The sequence below is a fragment of the Clostridium aceticum genome (assembly GCF_001042715.1).
Classification (GTDB): Bacteria; Bacillota; Clostridia; order Peptostreptococcales; family Natronincolaceae; genus Andreesenella; species Andreesenella acetica.
The window spans coordinates 3,550,205-3,565,660 of the sequence record NZ_CP009687.1; the positions used below are offsets into that span (position 1 = coordinate 3,550,205).

Consider the following 15,456-nt stretch of genomic DNA (forward strand, 5'->3'; position numbering starts at 1 on the left):
AGTACCAATTTCCACCAACCATTGGCTCTCTATCACCTTGTGTCTGTTTACTATTCTCTTTCATTGCATTTATATAAGTATGTAGTTCATATAATATTAATGTCTATCCTACTATGATTAAAGACTTTTGTCAATAATTTTTTATTTTTATTCTTAGAACTTTTTTGTTTATTTTAAATTTTACTACATTTCCTCTAAATATAGATGTGTGCTTCTAAGGTTGAGTTTTAATATACACGATCTATGGTTTCCCTCAAAACTATGGCCGCAAATGTAGCCCTTAATATATTAAAACTTAGGGGAACATATCTATAAAATTATATGCTATATATGCTATAATGATACGGAAGATCATAGGCATCTTTAGACTCAAATATTAAGGGGATGACAGCAGGATATGAAAGAACTTTGGCAACTCTACATGATTTTTTTCCGCATGGGAGCATTTACCTTTGGAGGGGGCTATGCCATGCTTCCTATCTTACAGAAAGAGATTGTAGAGGAAAGAAATTGGGCTACAGATGAAGAAATTATTGATTGTTATGCTATTGGGCAGTGTACACCTGGTATTATTGCTGTTAACACAGCAACCTTTATCGGCTATAGACAAAAAGGTCTCCTAGGGGGGATCATTGCCACACTTGGGATGGTTTCTCCTTCTATCGTTATCATCACCACCATCGCTACGTTTTTTCAACGCTTTCAAGATTATGCAATTGTTCAGCATGCCTTTGGAGGAATTCGTGTTGTAGTTGTCGCCTTAATTGTGCAGGCAGTAATCAAAATGTGGCAGCAATCCATAAAAAATTGGTTTGGTATAGGCTTATTCGCCCTTTCCTTTTTCCTGATTATCTTTATAAAACTTTCCCCTATTTTTATTGTAATTATCGCAGCTATATCAGGGTGTGTTCTTAGAACAAAAAAAGAGGTGACTTCTCCATGATTTATGTTGAATTATTTTTAGAGTTTTTTAAAATAGGTATGTTTTCTATAGGTGGAGGGCTTGCTACTTTACCCTTTCTTTATCAGATGGTGGATAAGTACGGTTGGATTTCTTCTGATGATTTGCTTAACATGATTGCAGTAGCAGAGTCGACACCAGGACCGATAGGTATTAATATCGCCACCTTTGTAGGTTATAAAGCTGGTAATATTCTGGGAGGAATCATTGCAACTTTAGGAATTATTACACCTGCCATTATCATCATCTCCCTCATCGTACATTATTTCATGAAGTTTAATGAAAATCCTATTGTACAGTCTGGGTTTAAAGGTATTAGACCAGCAGTTGTAGGTCTCATTGGAGCTGCTGGATTCGAAGTGGCAAGAACTGCTTTATTTGACATGCATCATTATAAAAGTACCCATAATATTTTATATCTCTTTGATTATAAAGCAATACTACTATTTGCAATCATGCTGTTTGCTATAAACAAATACAAAAAACATCCTATTCTCTATATCATCGCTTCAGCTATTATTGGTATCTTATTTAAATATTAATTCATTAGCGTTAACTTAAACCATAATTTGTCATCCTGAGGGAAGCAAAGCGGAGCCCAAGGATCCTTCGCTACCCTCAAGGATGACAGTTCGAGAGAATTTTAGAGATAATAAAGTTAAACTAGCGCTATGCATCATGCATATTAAATAAAAGTAAACCTCTCTGCAATGGCCTCTGCTGTCCTTATCCCATCAACCGCTGCCGAAATAATTCCTCCTGCATATCCTGCTCCTTCACCTGAAGGGTATAGTCCTTGAATATTGCTCTGATAATCTTCATCACGCTTTATCCGAATCGGTGAAGAACTTCTGCTTTCTATGGCTGTCATAACAGCATCCCCCAGGTTAAAACCACGTAGTTTTTTATCAAGAGCTATGATTCCTTCCTTCATGGTCTCCACCACAAAGCTAGGCAGACATTTCCTTAAATCTGTTAACACAATCCCTGGTTTATATGATGGTTTTACTTTCCCCAATTGCTCTGAAGGTTGATCCTTTAAAAAATCTTTTACCAACTGTGCTGGAGCATAATAATTACTCCCTCCTACTTCAAAGGCTTTTTGCTCCCACTTTCTTTGGAAGTACATACCTGCCAAAGGATGTTCACTATCAAAATCTTCTGGGCCTACACCTACTAAAAGTGCACTATTGGCATTTTCTTTATCCCTTGCATACTCACTCATACCATTGGTAACAACCCCTCCCTCTTCAGAAGCAGCGGCCACCACCTGACCTCCTGGACACATACAAAAAGTATAAACAGAGCGTTGGTTATCACAATGATGGGCCATTTTATAGTCGGCGGCCCCAAGGTGAGGGTGATCAGCAAAAGAACCGTATTGAGCAATATCAATGAGTTTTTGAGGATGTTCAATTCTTACCCCTATAGAAAAGGGTTTTTGATGAATCTGAACCTTATGTTTATAAAGGGTTTCAAAGGTATCCCTTGCACTATGGCCTACCGCTAGCACCGCTGCCTCTGTTTTAATCACTTCTTGACCATTAACAACCACACCTTTGACTTTTCCACCTTCTATTATAAAATCTGTTACCTTCTTCTCAAACAGTACACTTCCACCAAGCTTAATGATTTCTTCTCTTATATTCTTTACAACATTTCTCAAGATATCTGTTCCAATATGGGGCTTGCTTACATACATAATTTCCTCTGGAGCCCCAGCCTTCACTAACTCCTCTAATATCTTTCGACATCTCAAATCCTTGATTTGAGTGGTCAGCTTCCCGTCTGAAAAGGTACCTGCACCACCTTCTCCAAATTGCACATTAGATTCTGTATCTAATTCACCCTTTGTCCAAAAAGCCTGAATATCTTCTGTTCTCTTATCTACATCCTTACCACGCTCTAACAAAATAGGTGTATAACCCATCTGTGCTAAAATTAATCCAGCAAACAGTCCTGCTGGCCCAGTTCCAATAACAACGGGAGGATGTTGCAGCTTTTCATCTCCTTTTTTTACATAACGATAGGTCATATCTGGAGATACAGCAATTTTTTTATCTTTTATTCTCTTTAACACCTTATCTTCATTGACTACTTCCACATCTACTGTATAGACAAAGTCCACTCTATCTCTTTTTCTGGCATCAATAGATCGCTTGTATATCTGATAGCCGATTAAATCCGTTTCATTTATTTGCAGCTTCTTCATAATAACACTTTTTATACTGCTTGCATCTTCATCAATAGACAGCTTTATATCTGGTACTCTAATCATGATTTCCTTGCTCCCTTCTTACTCTACTGTATCTAAAGCCGCATATTCTCCTGCTATGTATCCCGAAGACCATGCCCACTGTAGGTTAAACCCTCCACAATCTCCATCAATATCTACAAGCTCTCCTGCAAAGTATATTCCCGGCACCAGCTTTGACTGCATAGTTTTTCCATCTATCTCGCTAACATCTATGCCACCAGCAGTTGTTTGTGCATTCCTCCATGACTGTGTATCCGTCACTTCGATTTTCCACTCTTTAAAAATCTTCACCATGTTTTTCATTTCTCCCTGAGAAACTTGTCCGCATTTCTTTTGTAGATCCTTCATGCCTACCTCTCTCAATACCACAGGAATCAGCCTTTTATTCAGCAGACCAATAAAACTAAAATCTAGACTTTTTTCTGACTGATAGGCTAAACGCATCTGTAATAACTCCATCACTTCTTCCTGTTGAAGATGTGGGAACATATCCAGTGTTATATACACTTTCTCTTTATTATTTAAAGCCTCTGCCCCTATGCGGCTCAGCTGTAGAATAGGAGGACCCGATATACCATAGTCGGTAAATAAAATTTCTCCCGCCTCTTTTCGCAGTTTTTTTTCTCCTACCACCAGAGAAGCTTCACCTATAAACTTTACCCCCTTCAATGCCTTCAAAAAAGGAGCCTTTAATTTCACCTGAACCAGAGCTGGAAAGACATCTATCAAGCGGTGGCCTAACTCCTTGGCCAGTATATATCCTTCCCCATCGGAACCCAGCTGAGGACTAGCCTTGCCTCCTGTTGCAAGAATTACTTTGTCTCCCTCCACTGTACTCTTGTCCTTTAGTACTACCGTGAAGCCCTTGTGATTTTTTTGTATTTTGATTACCTCTGCATTACAATATTCTTTTACCCCTAACTGTTGAAGCTCATATCGCAATACATCCAATATACTGGAGGCTTGGTCAGACATAGGATAAACCTTTCCCCCCTCCTCAACCTTAGAAGCGATTCCAAGATATTCAAAGAAGTTCAACGTCTGCTCTACATCAAAACTATTTAATATTCCTTGAGCAAACCTTACATTTTTTCCGTGAAAAAACTTCAAATCCATATTCATATTGGTAAGGTTACATCTACCATTTCCTGTAGCTAAAATTTTCTTCCCTACACGATCCATTTTTTCTAAAATAGTAACGCTAGCACCATTTCTAGCAGCAGCGATAGCAGCAGTCAACCCGGCTGCACCGCCACCAATCACCAGTACATGTAATTGTTTTGTCATCCTATGTATCTCCCTCTACAAAATAATAAGTATCTTAACCTGTGCAATTTCTCTACTATTTCCAAAGAAAATTAAATATATTAAGCGAAAGCATTTGAAAGTATTGTAACAACGTTTAGCGACTGTAAATGAAAAATCCGTTAAGAAATTTGCATGTTTGAGCGTTAACAAGTTTGCAAATTTTAAGGTTTTTGAAACGATTTGCTCTTTATCTTTAGTTTTTTAAACACAAAAATATTTCATGCTGGTTTTTTTAAGTTCTTCACTACTGAAAAGTAATTTATAATTTTTCACATCAACAGCTTGAGATAATTCTTCTGCGATCTCATAACAGACTTCTTGGTTGGTTCCATGGATCATTGTAAAAAGATTATAAGGCCAATTGTGATAAGTAGGTCTTTCATAACAATGGGTCACCTCTGAAAAAGTCGCCATCCTGTCCCCTACCTCTTTTGTTCTATGGGGTTCTACCTCCCATACTACCATAGCATTTGCGGTGAATCCAGCTTTTCTATGTCTTAATACTGCCCCTACTCTCCTCAAAATCCCCTTTTCTCTATATTCTTGAATTTTCTTTAATAACTCTGCTTCCTCTATTTCTAAAATTTCAGCTATTACCTTATAAGGTTCTGGGGCTAGAGGAATCTCTTCCTGTAACAACCTAATGATTTTTTTATCTAACTCTGTAAGCTCCATTGTACATATTCCTCCCTTATAGATTAAACTTTACATTTACCTTGAAAAAATTTACAGCAGGAAGATTCATAATCTCTTCTGCTCTAGTTTTCTGCTGAATTTCTTCTATTCGCTTCTCTACATATTCTTTAGATGGTCCAATCAAAGTAAACCACATATTATAATCATGGTTTCTTATGTAATTATGGGTGACTTCTGGAAAGGTATTGATAACATCAGCCACTTGAGGCACCTGTTCTTCTGGTACCTGTAATGCACATAATGTGCTATAATATCCTAGCTTTCTAGAATCAAAGACCCCGCCAACCCTTCTAATGATACCCTCTTCCTTTAGTTCACTTATCCTTTTTATTACTTCTTCTTCTGTAATCCCTAGTTGCTCTCCTAAGTCGGCATAAGGTCTATGACTAATGGGAAAATCACTTTGAAGTAGGGTAAGTAATTTTTTATCTAGCATATCCATAGGTCTCCACTCCTTTCCTGCCATGATAGAGGCACCACGGCTCCTCTGCCATATAGTCTCCTTCGTGATAAAAAGCAGCCCTAGCTCTGCAACCACCGCAGCTTTTTTTATAACGACAACTACCGCAACCACCAGTATAATCAAGGGTACGTAGTTTATTAAAAACTTCACTGTTCTTCCAAATTTCACTAAAGGGTGTTTCTCTCACATTGCCTATTTCCATATCTAAATACGCACAGGGCTGTACTCTTCCCTTAGGTCCTATAATGCAGTAGGAGGTTCCCGCTAAACATCCCCTCTGGAACCGAAGGTCCATGCCCATCTCCTTTGCAATCCTCATAAACTGTGGTGCACAGGTAGGTTTCAGTTCTATGGAAACTTCTTGTTGCTTTTTCATAATCCTTGTTAAAACAGATTCATATTCCTCTGCCCTTAAGGATTCTTCTTCTATCGTTACAGCTCTACCAGTAGGGACCAAAAAGAAAATATGATGGGCTACAGCCCCTAATTCCACTGCTAAATCCGTCAAATCCTCTAACTCCCCCTGATTCCAATCCATTACCGTTGTATGTACTTGAAAAGGAAGCCCTACTGCCTTACAATTTTTCATTGCCTCCACTGCTTCCTTCCATGCTCCTTCATAACATCGAAGTTTATCATGTTTCTTGGCATCAACACTGTCAAGGCTGATTCCAACCCCCATCGTTCCTACTTCCTTAAGTTTTTTTGCTACATCTGCTGTAATAAAGCTGCCATTTGTGCCAAATACCGGTCTTAAGCCTAATTGTTTAGCATGAGCTACTAGCTCAAAAATATCCTTCCTCATAAAAGGCTCTCCACCGCTGAATATCATGATTTTAAATCCTGCCTTGGCAATTTCTTCTAAAAGTGCCTTTCCTTCCTCCGTATTCAGCTCTTCCTCAGCCTTGGCTCCTGCATCTCTATAACAATGCTTACAGTACATATTACACTGATTGGTTGTATTCCAAGATATAATCATCTTCAACACCTCCTGTTATTTCTTCTTCCGTTAAATAGCAGGCAGGATCTGCCTCCCAGAAGTCTCCTGTTACAGCTTCTGCTCTTGCCCTAAAGTTGCCATTGCATACATTCAACCACTTACATCTACTGCACCGTCCTTTTAATAATGGCTTTCTGTCCTTTAGTCCTGCTAAGATTGGATGTGTGGTATCCCGCCATATTTCACTAAAAGCCTTCTCCTTTACATTTCCCAGTGTGTGGTTTTGAGTAAATTGATCAGGGTGTACATTGCCTAAACTATCTACATTTGCAAAGGCTATTCCAGATCGATTTCCTCCATTGATTTTCATCAGTTCATAAACTTCTTCAGCCCTTTTAGGGTCCCTCTCCCTTAGTTTCATGTATAAATAAATACCATCTGCATGATTATCCACCGTTAAAATCTCTTTATTTAATCCCCTAGCATGAAAATCTAAAGTCTTTTCCATAATTAAATCTAAGGCCCTTCTAGATTCTTCATGGGAAAGGTCCTCCTGGAGCATTTGATTTCCTCGACCACAATATACCAAATGGTAAAAACAGGCCCTATCAATTTTCAATTCTTCGATCAATCTAAAAATATCCCCTAGTTCTTTAAAATTGTGCTGGTTAATAGTAAAACGCAGTCCTACTCTTTGGCCTACGGCAACACAATTTTCTATTCCCCTTACAGCTGCATCAAAAGCACCTTTTTCCCCTCTGAAGCGATCATTGGTTTCCCTTAGCCCATCTAAACTAATTCCTACGTATCCCACACCAATATTTTTTAACTTCTCCGCTACTTTTCTAGTAATTAGGGTGCCGTTTGTTGAAACAGTTGGTCGAATATTTCTCTTCACTGCATGTTCTGCTAGCTTAAAAAAATCTTCTCTTATAAGGGGTTCTCCCCCCGAAAAAAGCAGTACTGGTACCTTGAATTTTCCTAAATCATCAATAAAATTGATACCTTCTTCATGATTTAATTCTCCTTCATACTTTTTACAATCTGAATCCATATAACAATGTACACATTTCAAGTTGCAGCTCCTTGTCATATTCCATGCAACAACTGGACCATGTCCTACATTTGTACCATCAGCAGTAGCTCGTGCCCCATGCCTATATCTCAAGGAATCTCCAAAATTATCTGTTCCTATTAAGAATTTCGTAATGCTAATCATTCTATCCATCCTCTCCCTAAAACAACTATGTTTTATAATATACGTTTTATACTTATTATATTATCCCTATTTTGGTGAATCTACGCTATTATTTTATATTTTTCCAGTAGAATTCCGTAAAAAGAAAAAGATATTACTGTTGTTCATCTCAAAGTAACATCTTTTCTTAGAATATATTTTTCCTCATTCCCGATACTTCATAGTATTAAGATAAGTTTACGCTTTCTTTATTGGATTCTTATAAGAACAGGGGATTTCTACCATGCATTTTCCACATACATCAGCCACCCCCATATTATTTAACAACTTATCATTATATAAACACATCTCATAACATTTATGTCTGTCAAAACCATCTATGCTTAAGGCATCATTGACACAATTTTTTACACATCTTTCACATATACCTTTAGCTTTATATAAGCAGAACTCTTCCTCACTTACTTCTGTAGCCTCTATTTTTAAATTGGTTACAACACTGCCAATCCTGCCACAGCAGCCTTTTTCGGTGATCAGCATGCGATTTATGCCAAATTTACCCAGTCCAGCTATATAAGCAACATGCCTATGGGACCATTCGCTGATTAACAGCTTTGGATCAAAATTATGCGTAGCAGGAAGAATCGTGGACTTGTAACCCCACGTTTCTATGACATCATGAAGATAACTATTTAAGTCAAAAATCAACTGATTGGTTTCTATATAGGCTCTTCCCCAGGCCTCTGAACTTTCTCTCCCATCGATGTTGCTTTTAACAACCGCCTCTTCAAAGGGAAGAAAATAAGCAATAACTGTCTCAGCATCCTGTAAAAAGTCTGTTGGTAATGCATGAGACGGCGTCACTACCTCTTTTAATTTATCAAACATAGGATTTTTTGCATCACCATAAGTAATTAGGGGTTCTTGCCAATTTGTTACCGTGGCTTTTTTGCTGGGGTATTCCTTGACAAAAGTTTTAATATGTCCTTCTATCTTTTCTCTCATTTCCTACCTCCTAAAGTTTTCTAGGCTTTCAGGTCTTTAGCTATGCCAATCTCTCCATTAGTTTAAAGGTATAACCTACTTCTTCAACCTCTTCCCGGGTCAAGATGATTCCTTCTGCAGGTCGAATATTTAGCTTCAATATCACAGCTTTTTGCCCTACCTGCTGCTGGAATTGTATCCGATTCATTTCAATCTTTACCCCCAATATTTCTGACATTAATTCAGCAGTTGCTTCATGCCCTATTGCAGATATATGTCCATATTCTTTAATTAATGCCTTAGCTTCATCTATAGAAATATCACTTACCTTATAAAGACCATTGGTGGTGGCCACTGTGCCATTAAACAAAGCTATGGGAAGCTTTTTAGATTCTGTCATGTTGTTTGTCATTTTTGTCCCCCTTACTTAAATAATAGTTCTATCAATTTTTCATTAGCGTTAACTTAAACCATAACTTGTTATCCTTCGTTATTCCAAGATCCTTCGCTGCCCTCAGGATGACAGTTCAAGAGAATTTTGGTAATAATTGTGTCAAGTTAACGCCTATGATCAATTTTTTACCATAATCCAATCATTCTTTTAAACCGCCAAGTGCTGGTATTCCGAAAAACACCATAGCGATTTAATTGCAATAGGTCATCACCGGGTCTAACTGAACCACTATTTACAGTAAAGGCCATTCTTATACCTAATGCTTCTAGAATCTGTAGGGTATCACTATTATAATGGCCATAGGGATAGGCAAAATAAGAACTTTTCGTTAATTCTATATTAATCATTAAGTCCTCCACCACTTCTTCTATCGACTTTGTAACTAGATAGCCCTTTTCTTCTTCTAGTCGATGTAGATCATGAGTATGATTATCATAGGTAAATACATCAAGGGTATTGACCATATCCCTCCAACCAATATATTGTAAAATAGTAGGATCAAACGCCTCTGATTCCTCTGCAATCTCATGGGTAATGGCAAAAATACTAGCTTTAAATCCATATTCCTTTAAAATAGGATAGGCATATTCAATATTGCTTAAATAACCATCGTCAAAGGTGATAGCTACTGTTTTCTTAGGCAAATCTAAATTCCCTGATAAAAACCCTTCTAACTCATATAGGGTGATGGTATGATATCCACTTTGATGAAGAATTTCCATCTGTTTTTCAAAATTTTCTACGGTTACAACTGTATTATTATCTTTAAAGGCTTCTTCCTTTTCTGGCAGTAGGTGATGATACATCAGCACAGGGATTTTTTTTGCTTTCTCCCTTTCCTTTAGGTCAAATTTTCTTATTTCTTGTTTGCGATTTTCTTCTATATACATCTGTTGGTAAAAGCCTGCTGTTTCAATTACGTCTCTTTCCTTTGTCTGTAAAATAATTTCATCTAATCCCGTTAACTTCTTTATGTCAGGAGAGTTTCTATCTATTATTGCTCCTCCATGATAACCTCTTAAAAAACGATGATTAAGGCTCTCCAACAATGTTAAAGGTCTAAAAACAAATCCTAATGTTAAGCAAGCTAACAAAACAACACTTGCCAAAATAACAGCAACAGATTTTCTCACCACTGATCCTCCTTACTTCTATTGATCTTAATAATAAAAGTTTCCTTCTACCTTTTAATTTGACATCTTTCTTAATAAACCCTTCATTTTTTCCTCAGTAAAATTTGTTAACTTACATTGTGCAATTATTTAATGTAGTAGTGAAAATTAAATATATATGCACATTTAGTTTCAAGTATTGACAACGCCAAAGCTCCTCCAATAAAAAAAATACTAAAGTTTGCACCCTGGCTAACACGCAAACATAACTTTGAAAATTGTGCAAGTCAAATTGTATGCATAACTTTAACTGTTAGGTTAGTCATCTATATATAGATAACCAACTACAAAGCTTAACAAAATGCAGACTGGATGCATTTGCAAGAAATGACTACAATGTTCAATTCATGTAAGTGGAAAATCCGTAAAGAAATTTGCATGTTTGAGCGGTAGCGAGTTTGCAAATTTTAGGATTTTTCACTGGAGTGAATTGCTAACATTGTTCATTTCTGAAACCGCAGGAAGGCGTATTTTGTTAAGGTATAAAATTGGTTATCTATATAGATGTGTGCCCCTAAATTTTAATATATTAAGGGCTACATTTGCAACCCCCAGTTTTAGGGGGAAACCGTAGACCATATATATCAAAATTTAACTTTAGAAGCACATATCTATACTAGATAAAATTACTAAAAAGGACAGAGATCAATCATAGACTTCCCCTGTCCTTTTTTTATAGCTATCTTTCTTTACATTTAAATATTTTACTATCTTTCTTAATTTTATAGAAAAAGTCACTTCCTTCATTACATAAAATCCCTTCACTTTTCCCTAAAACCAAGACACCTCCTCTATCCAAGGAATAATATAAAATCTTTAGGACCTTTTTTTGTAAATCATTTTGCATATAAATTAGTACATTTCTACAAAGGATCAATTGGAATTCATTTAACATACCACTTCCAACCAAGCTATGATGAAAAAACAAAATACTCTTTTTAAGTCTTTCATCTATCTCCATATAATCTTGTCGCAATTTAACATAATCAGCGAAAGTTTTGTTACCCCTTGTTTTTTTATAATTTTCCATAGCTTTTTCAAAGACATGTATAGGATAAAGGCCGTTTTTGGCTTCTTCGATAACATAAGGATTGATATCTGTAGCATATATTTGTGCTTTGTCTAACATCGCCAACTCATCTAATATAATAGCTAAAGAATAGGGCTCCTGTCCAGTGGAACAACCGGCACACCATATTTTAATATAGGCGAATCTGTTTAAATAAGGTAGTATCTCTTCTCGTATTGTTTGAAAAACTTCAGGATCTCTAAAAAACTCTGTAGTGTTAATAGAGAAGGTAATAAACAATTCTTCAAACAAATCTTCATTAGTTAGTACCATCTCTTTAAACCGCCGAAAATCTTTTATATTTTCTTTGATCATACATATTTTCACTCTTCTTATAATGCTCTGTATTTGGTATTTTGTAAAATCGTATCCATATTGCAAATGTACTTCCTTTAAAAAGATGGCTATTTCTTCTTCTATCAAAGGTTTTATTTCTTCCAGCTTACGTCCTATTGTTTCAGGACTATCTATAAATTTCCTAGCAATATAGTGACAGTATATTCCTAGCTTATACAAATAGGAGTATAGATAGGACTTTAACACATAAATCTTACAACAATTTTTTTTTTGAAAATCATACAACTCTTTTATAATATCTTTTGGAAGCATATTGGCATCAAAGAAGGTAATGTGCACTTTTTCTTGCTTGCCTTTGATAAGTTCTAGAAGTTTCATTATTTCTTCCTTTACAGCTAATTCTCCCACGATAACGATTTGCTTGATTTCTTCTGCATCATAATAAATATTTATACTCATGGAGGCTTCCCCTTTGCTATTACTTGTTGATCCAAGCCTTCACCAACTGAATCAAGGTTTCATAATTCACAGGCTTGGAGATATAATCATTTGCTCCTACTTCTATACATTTCTCCCGGTCTCCTTTCAAGGACTTTGCAGTAATAGCAATAATAGGAATATCTTTTAACACTTCATCCTGACGAATTGCTTCGATAGTCTGAAAACCATCCATATTAGGCATCATAATATCCATCAAAACCAAGTCTACTTTTTCTTCCTTTAGTTTTTCTAGTGCAGCTTCCCCATCATATGCCTCTAGTATCTCTCCCCCATAATCTTCAAGAGCCGCTGCTAAAACAAAGATATTTTTCGGATCATCATCTACAATCATAATTTTTTTTCCCTGTAGATGAAGGCTATGATCCTTATTTGTCTTAGGTGTTAAATAATGACCTTCTTTCTCTTTTCCCCCAAAGGCAGTAAGTTTTGAAAGAACCCCTACAATATCTTCTTCACTTAATGGCTTTTCCTGATAGCCGATTGCTCCCATTTGTTCTGCTTTATCGTGTTTTTTCCAAGAAGAAATAATATGTACAGGGATGCCTTTTAACTCTGAGGTGCTTTTTAACTCCCTCAACACCTCCATACCGCTCATATCTGGCAGTACCAAGTCTAAAATAATACCCTCTATCGTATATTCCTTTGCATAGATAAGCCCCTCTTCACCATTTGTGGCTACCAAAGTTCTAAAACCCTTTTTTTCTATAACAGTTTTTATATAATTAGCAAAATTCTCATCATCTTCGATCACTAAAATCCTTTTATCATGCTCTTTAGAAAGAGCTATTTCATCAACAACCGTCTCATTTCCTTCAATGACTTCTTCTTGTCTATAGTGCGATGTTTTTTTCTCCTTTGTCAAAAGCGTATCCTTTAAATATAAAGAAAATATACTGCCTTCTCCCACACTACTGCTTACTTTTATTTCCCCTCCTATAAGCTCTGCTAATTTTTGCGAGATAGAAAGTCCTAGCCCAGTTCCTCCAAATTTTCTAGATATAGACCCATCCTCCTGTTGAAAAGCTTCAAAAACCTTAGAGAAGTTCTTAGAAGCAATACCTATACCTGTATCAGTTACTGAAAAAACAACGCCACCTTCCTCATCACCTATTATCCGTAAATTAACTTCACCTTTTTCCGTGAACTTTGCAGCATTTGATATAAAGTTTCGTAAAATTTGAGATATCTTTTCCCGATCACCAATAAGCATTTGATCTACATGGTCCTCTATGATAAATTGAAGCTTTTTTTCTGCCAATATTCCTTCAAACAACTTCTTAAGCTCCTTAGTTAACTCCTTAGAGTGAAAGGTCCTCCTACAAATATCCACTTTACCTGCTTCAATTTTAGATAAGTCTAAAATATCGTTAATAAGTCGCAACAGTTCTTGTCCAGAATGATAAATCACCTCCACCCTTTCCAAAATTTTACTATCATGACTTGCTTCATTTTTCATCAGAAGTCTTGATAATAAGATAATTGAATTTAGAGGTGTACGAAGTTCATGAGACATATTTGCTAAAAATTCTGTTTTATACTTACTAGCCTCTTCTAACGCTTTAGAATGTTTTAATAACATTTCTTGAGATTTTTGCAGCTCCTGATTTCTTCTATTTAAGATGGTTGATTTCTGCTCTAGTAGTTGTTGATGCTCTTCTAACTGTATATTCGTTTGTTGAAGCTCCTCACTTTGCTGTTGTAGTAGCTGCTGTTGTTCCTCCAACTCAGCATTGGTTTGTTGCAATTCCGCTGTTTGCTGATGCATAGTGCATTGTTGCTCCTCTAATACAGCATTGGCCTTTTGAAGTTCATAGGCTGTGTTCTTAGCCTCCCTTTGTGCCTCCTCTGAAAGCTGTAGCAAATCCTTAACCTTCTGACTTTGTGCCAGTGAGTAAAGATTTGTAGCAATCATTACACCTGCTTTTTTTAAAAACTCCTCCTTTAAAGGATCGAAGGGTTTAAAAAAGGCCAGTTCCACAACACCATAAAGTTCACCTTGATAAATCAAAGGAAATGCATAAATACAAAGTGGTGATTCTACCATGATTCCCGTAGCTATATGCTCTTCTTTTCTATGAATATCCTTTAAAAGAATAGGTTTTCTTTCAAGGGCAACCTGTCCAACAATACTTTCCCCCAGTTGATATTGCTTACATCGTTTTTCTTTTTCCGTAAATGCATAAAAAACTTCTGGATAAAGAGACTTTTTCAAATCATCGTATAGGTACAGAATTCCTTTACCTGCTTCTAGCCTTCGTGCTAAAAAGTTTAAGGCCTTCTGGGTCAATACGTCCAAATCTGTAATGCCTGACATCTCTCGAGTTAATGAATTTTGACTATCCTTCACCCAAAACTGATCCTTTAGTTTTTGGACAAGCATATTATAAAAGGTAGCTATATCTGTCATTTCATTCTGTCCCTGCAATTGTACCTTGGTTAATCTCCCTGTAGCGATACTATGTTCCATAGATGTTTTTAACATATCGATAGGCTTAATAATACTTCTAATAATCAGTATGAAGAATATTAATAAAAACCCTCCTAAAACTATCATCAATAGAATAAGCATATACCGTAAATATTTCTCAACTTCAAGAGCCTCTTCAATGAAAGTGCTGGCCAAATCCTGTGCATTATTATCAATAAATATCAGGTTTTTTTCTATTTCAGATACATACTGCTGGTTATGTTCTTGTACAATCCCTAGAGCTTCATCCAAATTCTGCCTCGAGGTGAAATCCATTATTTTTTCATATTCTCGCTGCCAACTTGAAAAAGTTTTCTTAATCTCTTCCAAAAGGATGCGGTTTTCTTCTTCTCTAGACTGTTGTGTTATTTTTTCTAAACTGTCGAATATTTTTATTTCCAGTGTTCTTATGTTTTCTACCGCTTCGTCAAATTCTTCCTGATTCTTCGATAATATCATGTTTTTCAATAACTTTTGTATTTTTATGAAGTCTACTCGTGCCTCAATAGCTGCATTAGAGACCTTTAATGGATCTTCATAAATACTTTGTGTTACATCACTCAAACGATGGATTTGTAGAATAGTGAAGATCCCAAACCCTAGGAATACTGCTATACAGATAACAAAAGTAAATATTAGTCTATTTCTGATATTAAAACGGTTTAGCTCCATCATTTTTTTCATTCCTC

Annotated in this window: 13 protein-coding genes and 1 other annotated feature (1 of these 14 running past the window's edge); of the genes, 2 read left to right on the top strand and 11 right to left on the bottom strand. The window is 36.2% G+C overall.

All coding sequences use genetic code 11. From position 1 onward, the window contains the following. Nucleotides 1–73: a binding site (T-box leader), on the bottom strand; it reaches 132 nt to the left of the window's first position. A gap of 324 nt (nt 74–397) precedes the next feature. Continuing rightward, nucleotides 398–943 carry a chromate transporter gene (locus CACET_RS16340; protein ID WP_044824229.1) on the top strand — a complete coding sequence of 182 codons (546 nt, stop codon included), beginning with the start codon at nt 398–400 and terminating at the stop codon, nt 941–943. Then, entirely contained in the window at nt 940–1,503 is a 564-nt protein-coding gene (locus CACET_RS16345; protein ID WP_044824230.1) for a chromate transporter, read from the top strand. Before CACET_RS16340 ends, CACET_RS16345 begins: the two co-directional genes overlap by 4 nt. 143 nt (nt 1,504–1,646) lie before the next feature. Here CACET_RS16345 and CACET_RS16350 read toward each other — a convergent pair whose 3' ends face one another. The 11 genes from CACET_RS16350 to CACET_RS16400 all read right to left on the bottom strand — a co-directional run bounded on the left by CACET_RS16350 (nt 1,647) and on the right by CACET_RS16400 (nt 15,451). Next, complete coding sequence (locus CACET_RS16350; protein ID WP_044824231.1) at nt 1,647–3,239, bottom strand: NAD(P)/FAD-dependent oxidoreductase; 1,593 nt, start codon at nt 3,237–3,239, stop codon at nt 1,647–1,649. A gap of 18 nt (nt 3,240–3,257) precedes the next feature. Then, on the bottom strand, nt 3,258–4,505 hold the full coding sequence (locus CACET_RS16355) for a BaiN/RdsA family NAD(P)/FAD-dependent oxidoreductase (RefSeq protein WP_044824232.1): 1,248 nt from the start codon (nt 4,503–4,505) through the stop codon (nt 3,258–3,260). A gap of 222 nt (nt 4,506–4,727) precedes the next feature. After that, nucleotides 4,728–5,201, bottom strand: coding sequence for a siroheme decarboxylase subunit beta (gene ahbB, locus CACET_RS16360; RefSeq protein ID WP_044824233.1), 474 nt, complete (start codon nt 5,199–5,201; stop codon nt 4,728–4,730). 16 nt (nt 5,202–5,217) lie between these two features. Further along, the gene (gene ahbA, locus CACET_RS16365; RefSeq protein ID WP_044824234.1) at nt 5,218–5,664 is read right to left on the bottom strand and encodes a siroheme decarboxylase subunit alpha; all 447 of its coding nucleotides are present in this window, start codon (nt 5,662–5,664) and stop codon (nt 5,218–5,220) included. Further along, nucleotides 5,648–6,664 (bottom strand): putative heme d1 biosynthesis radical SAM protein NirJ2, encoded by a 1,017-nt coding sequence (nirJ2, locus tag CACET_RS16370; protein WP_044824235.1) that lies wholly within the window; start codon nt 6,662–6,664, stop codon nt 5,648–5,650. Before nirJ2 ends, ahbA begins: the two co-directional genes overlap by 17 nt. Then, nucleotides 6,630–7,853, bottom strand: a complete 1,224-nt coding sequence (gene nirJ1, locus CACET_RS16375; protein ID WP_479722637.1) for a putative heme d1 biosynthesis radical SAM protein NirJ1 — start codon at nt 7,851–7,853, stop codon at nt 6,630–6,632. Before nirJ1 ends, nirJ2 begins: the two co-directional genes overlap by 35 nt. Nucleotides 7,854–8,060: 207 nt before the next feature. Continuing rightward, entirely contained in the window at nt 8,061–8,828 is a 768-nt protein-coding gene (locus CACET_RS16380) for an epoxyqueuosine reductase (RefSeq protein ID WP_044824237.1), read from the bottom strand. Between the two features lie 40 nt (nt 8,829–8,868). After that, nucleotides 8,869–9,219, bottom strand: a complete 351-nt coding sequence (locus CACET_RS16385; RefSeq protein WP_242846902.1) for a YddF family protein — start codon at nt 9,217–9,219, stop codon at nt 8,869–8,871. Between the two features lie 167 nt (nt 9,220–9,386). Continuing rightward, complete coding sequence (locus tag CACET_RS16390) at nt 9,387–10,394, bottom strand: polysaccharide deacetylase family protein (protein WP_052661305.1); 1,008 nt, start codon at nt 10,392–10,394, stop codon at nt 9,387–9,389. A 718-nt stretch (nt 10,395–11,112) separates the two neighbouring features. Next, a complete protein-coding gene (locus CACET_RS16395) occupies nt 11,113–12,258 on the bottom strand; it encodes a CheR family methyltransferase (RefSeq protein ID WP_044824238.1) in 1,146 nt (381 codons plus the stop codon). Nucleotides 12,259–12,277: 19 nt separating this feature from the next. Continuing rightward, nucleotides 12,278–15,451, bottom strand: coding sequence for a response regulator (locus CACET_RS16400; protein ID WP_052661307.1), 3,174 nt, complete (start codon nt 15,449–15,451; stop codon nt 12,278–12,280). Nucleotides 15,452–15,456: the final 5 nt, after the last annotated feature.

What these genes read in the sequence shown, in the direction of transcription:
- CACET_RS16340 (WP_044824229.1), top strand. Translation starts at nt 398, where the DNA reads ATGAAAGAACTTTGGCAACTCTACATGATTTTTTTCCGCATGGGAGCA.
- CACET_RS16395 (WP_044824238.1), bottom strand. Translation starts at nt 12,258, where the DNA reads ATGAGTATAAATATTTATTATGATGCAGAAGAAATCAAGCAAATCGTT.
- CACET_RS16400 (WP_052661307.1), bottom strand. Translation starts at nt 15,451, where the DNA reads ATGAAAAAAATGATGGAGCTAAACCGTTTTAATATCAGAAATAGACTA.
- CACET_RS16385 (WP_242846902.1), bottom strand. Translation starts at nt 9,219, where the DNA reads ATGACAAACAACATGACAGAATCTAAAAAGCTTCCCATAGCTTTGTTT.
- CACET_RS16350 (WP_044824231.1), bottom strand. Translation starts at nt 3,239, where the DNA reads ATGATTAGAGTACCAGATATAAAGCTGTCTATTGATGAAGATGCAAGC.
- nirJ1 (WP_479722637.1), bottom strand. Translation starts at nt 7,853, where the DNA reads ATGGATAGAATGATTAGCATTACGAAATTCTTAATAGGAACAGATAAT.
- nirJ2 (WP_044824235.1), bottom strand. Translation starts at nt 6,664, where the DNA reads ATGATTATATCTTGGAATACAACCAATCAGTGTAATATGTACTGTAAG.
- CACET_RS16345 (WP_044824230.1), top strand. Translation starts at nt 940, where the DNA reads ATGATTTATGTTGAATTATTTTTAGAGTTTTTTAAAATAGGTATGTTT.
- CACET_RS16380 (WP_044824237.1), bottom strand. Translation starts at nt 8,828, where the DNA reads ATGAGAGAAAAGATAGAAGGACATATTAAAACTTTTGTCAAGGAATAC.
- ahbA (WP_044824234.1), bottom strand. Translation starts at nt 5,664, where the DNA reads ATGGATATGCTAGATAAAAAATTACTTACCCTACTTCAAAGTGATTTT.
- ahbB (WP_044824233.1), bottom strand. Translation starts at nt 5,201, where the DNA reads ATGGAGCTTACAGAGTTAGATAAAAAAATCATTAGGTTGTTACAGGAA.
- CACET_RS16355 (WP_044824232.1), bottom strand. Translation starts at nt 4,505, where the DNA reads ATGACAAAACAATTACATGTACTGGTGATTGGTGGCGGTGCAGCCGGG.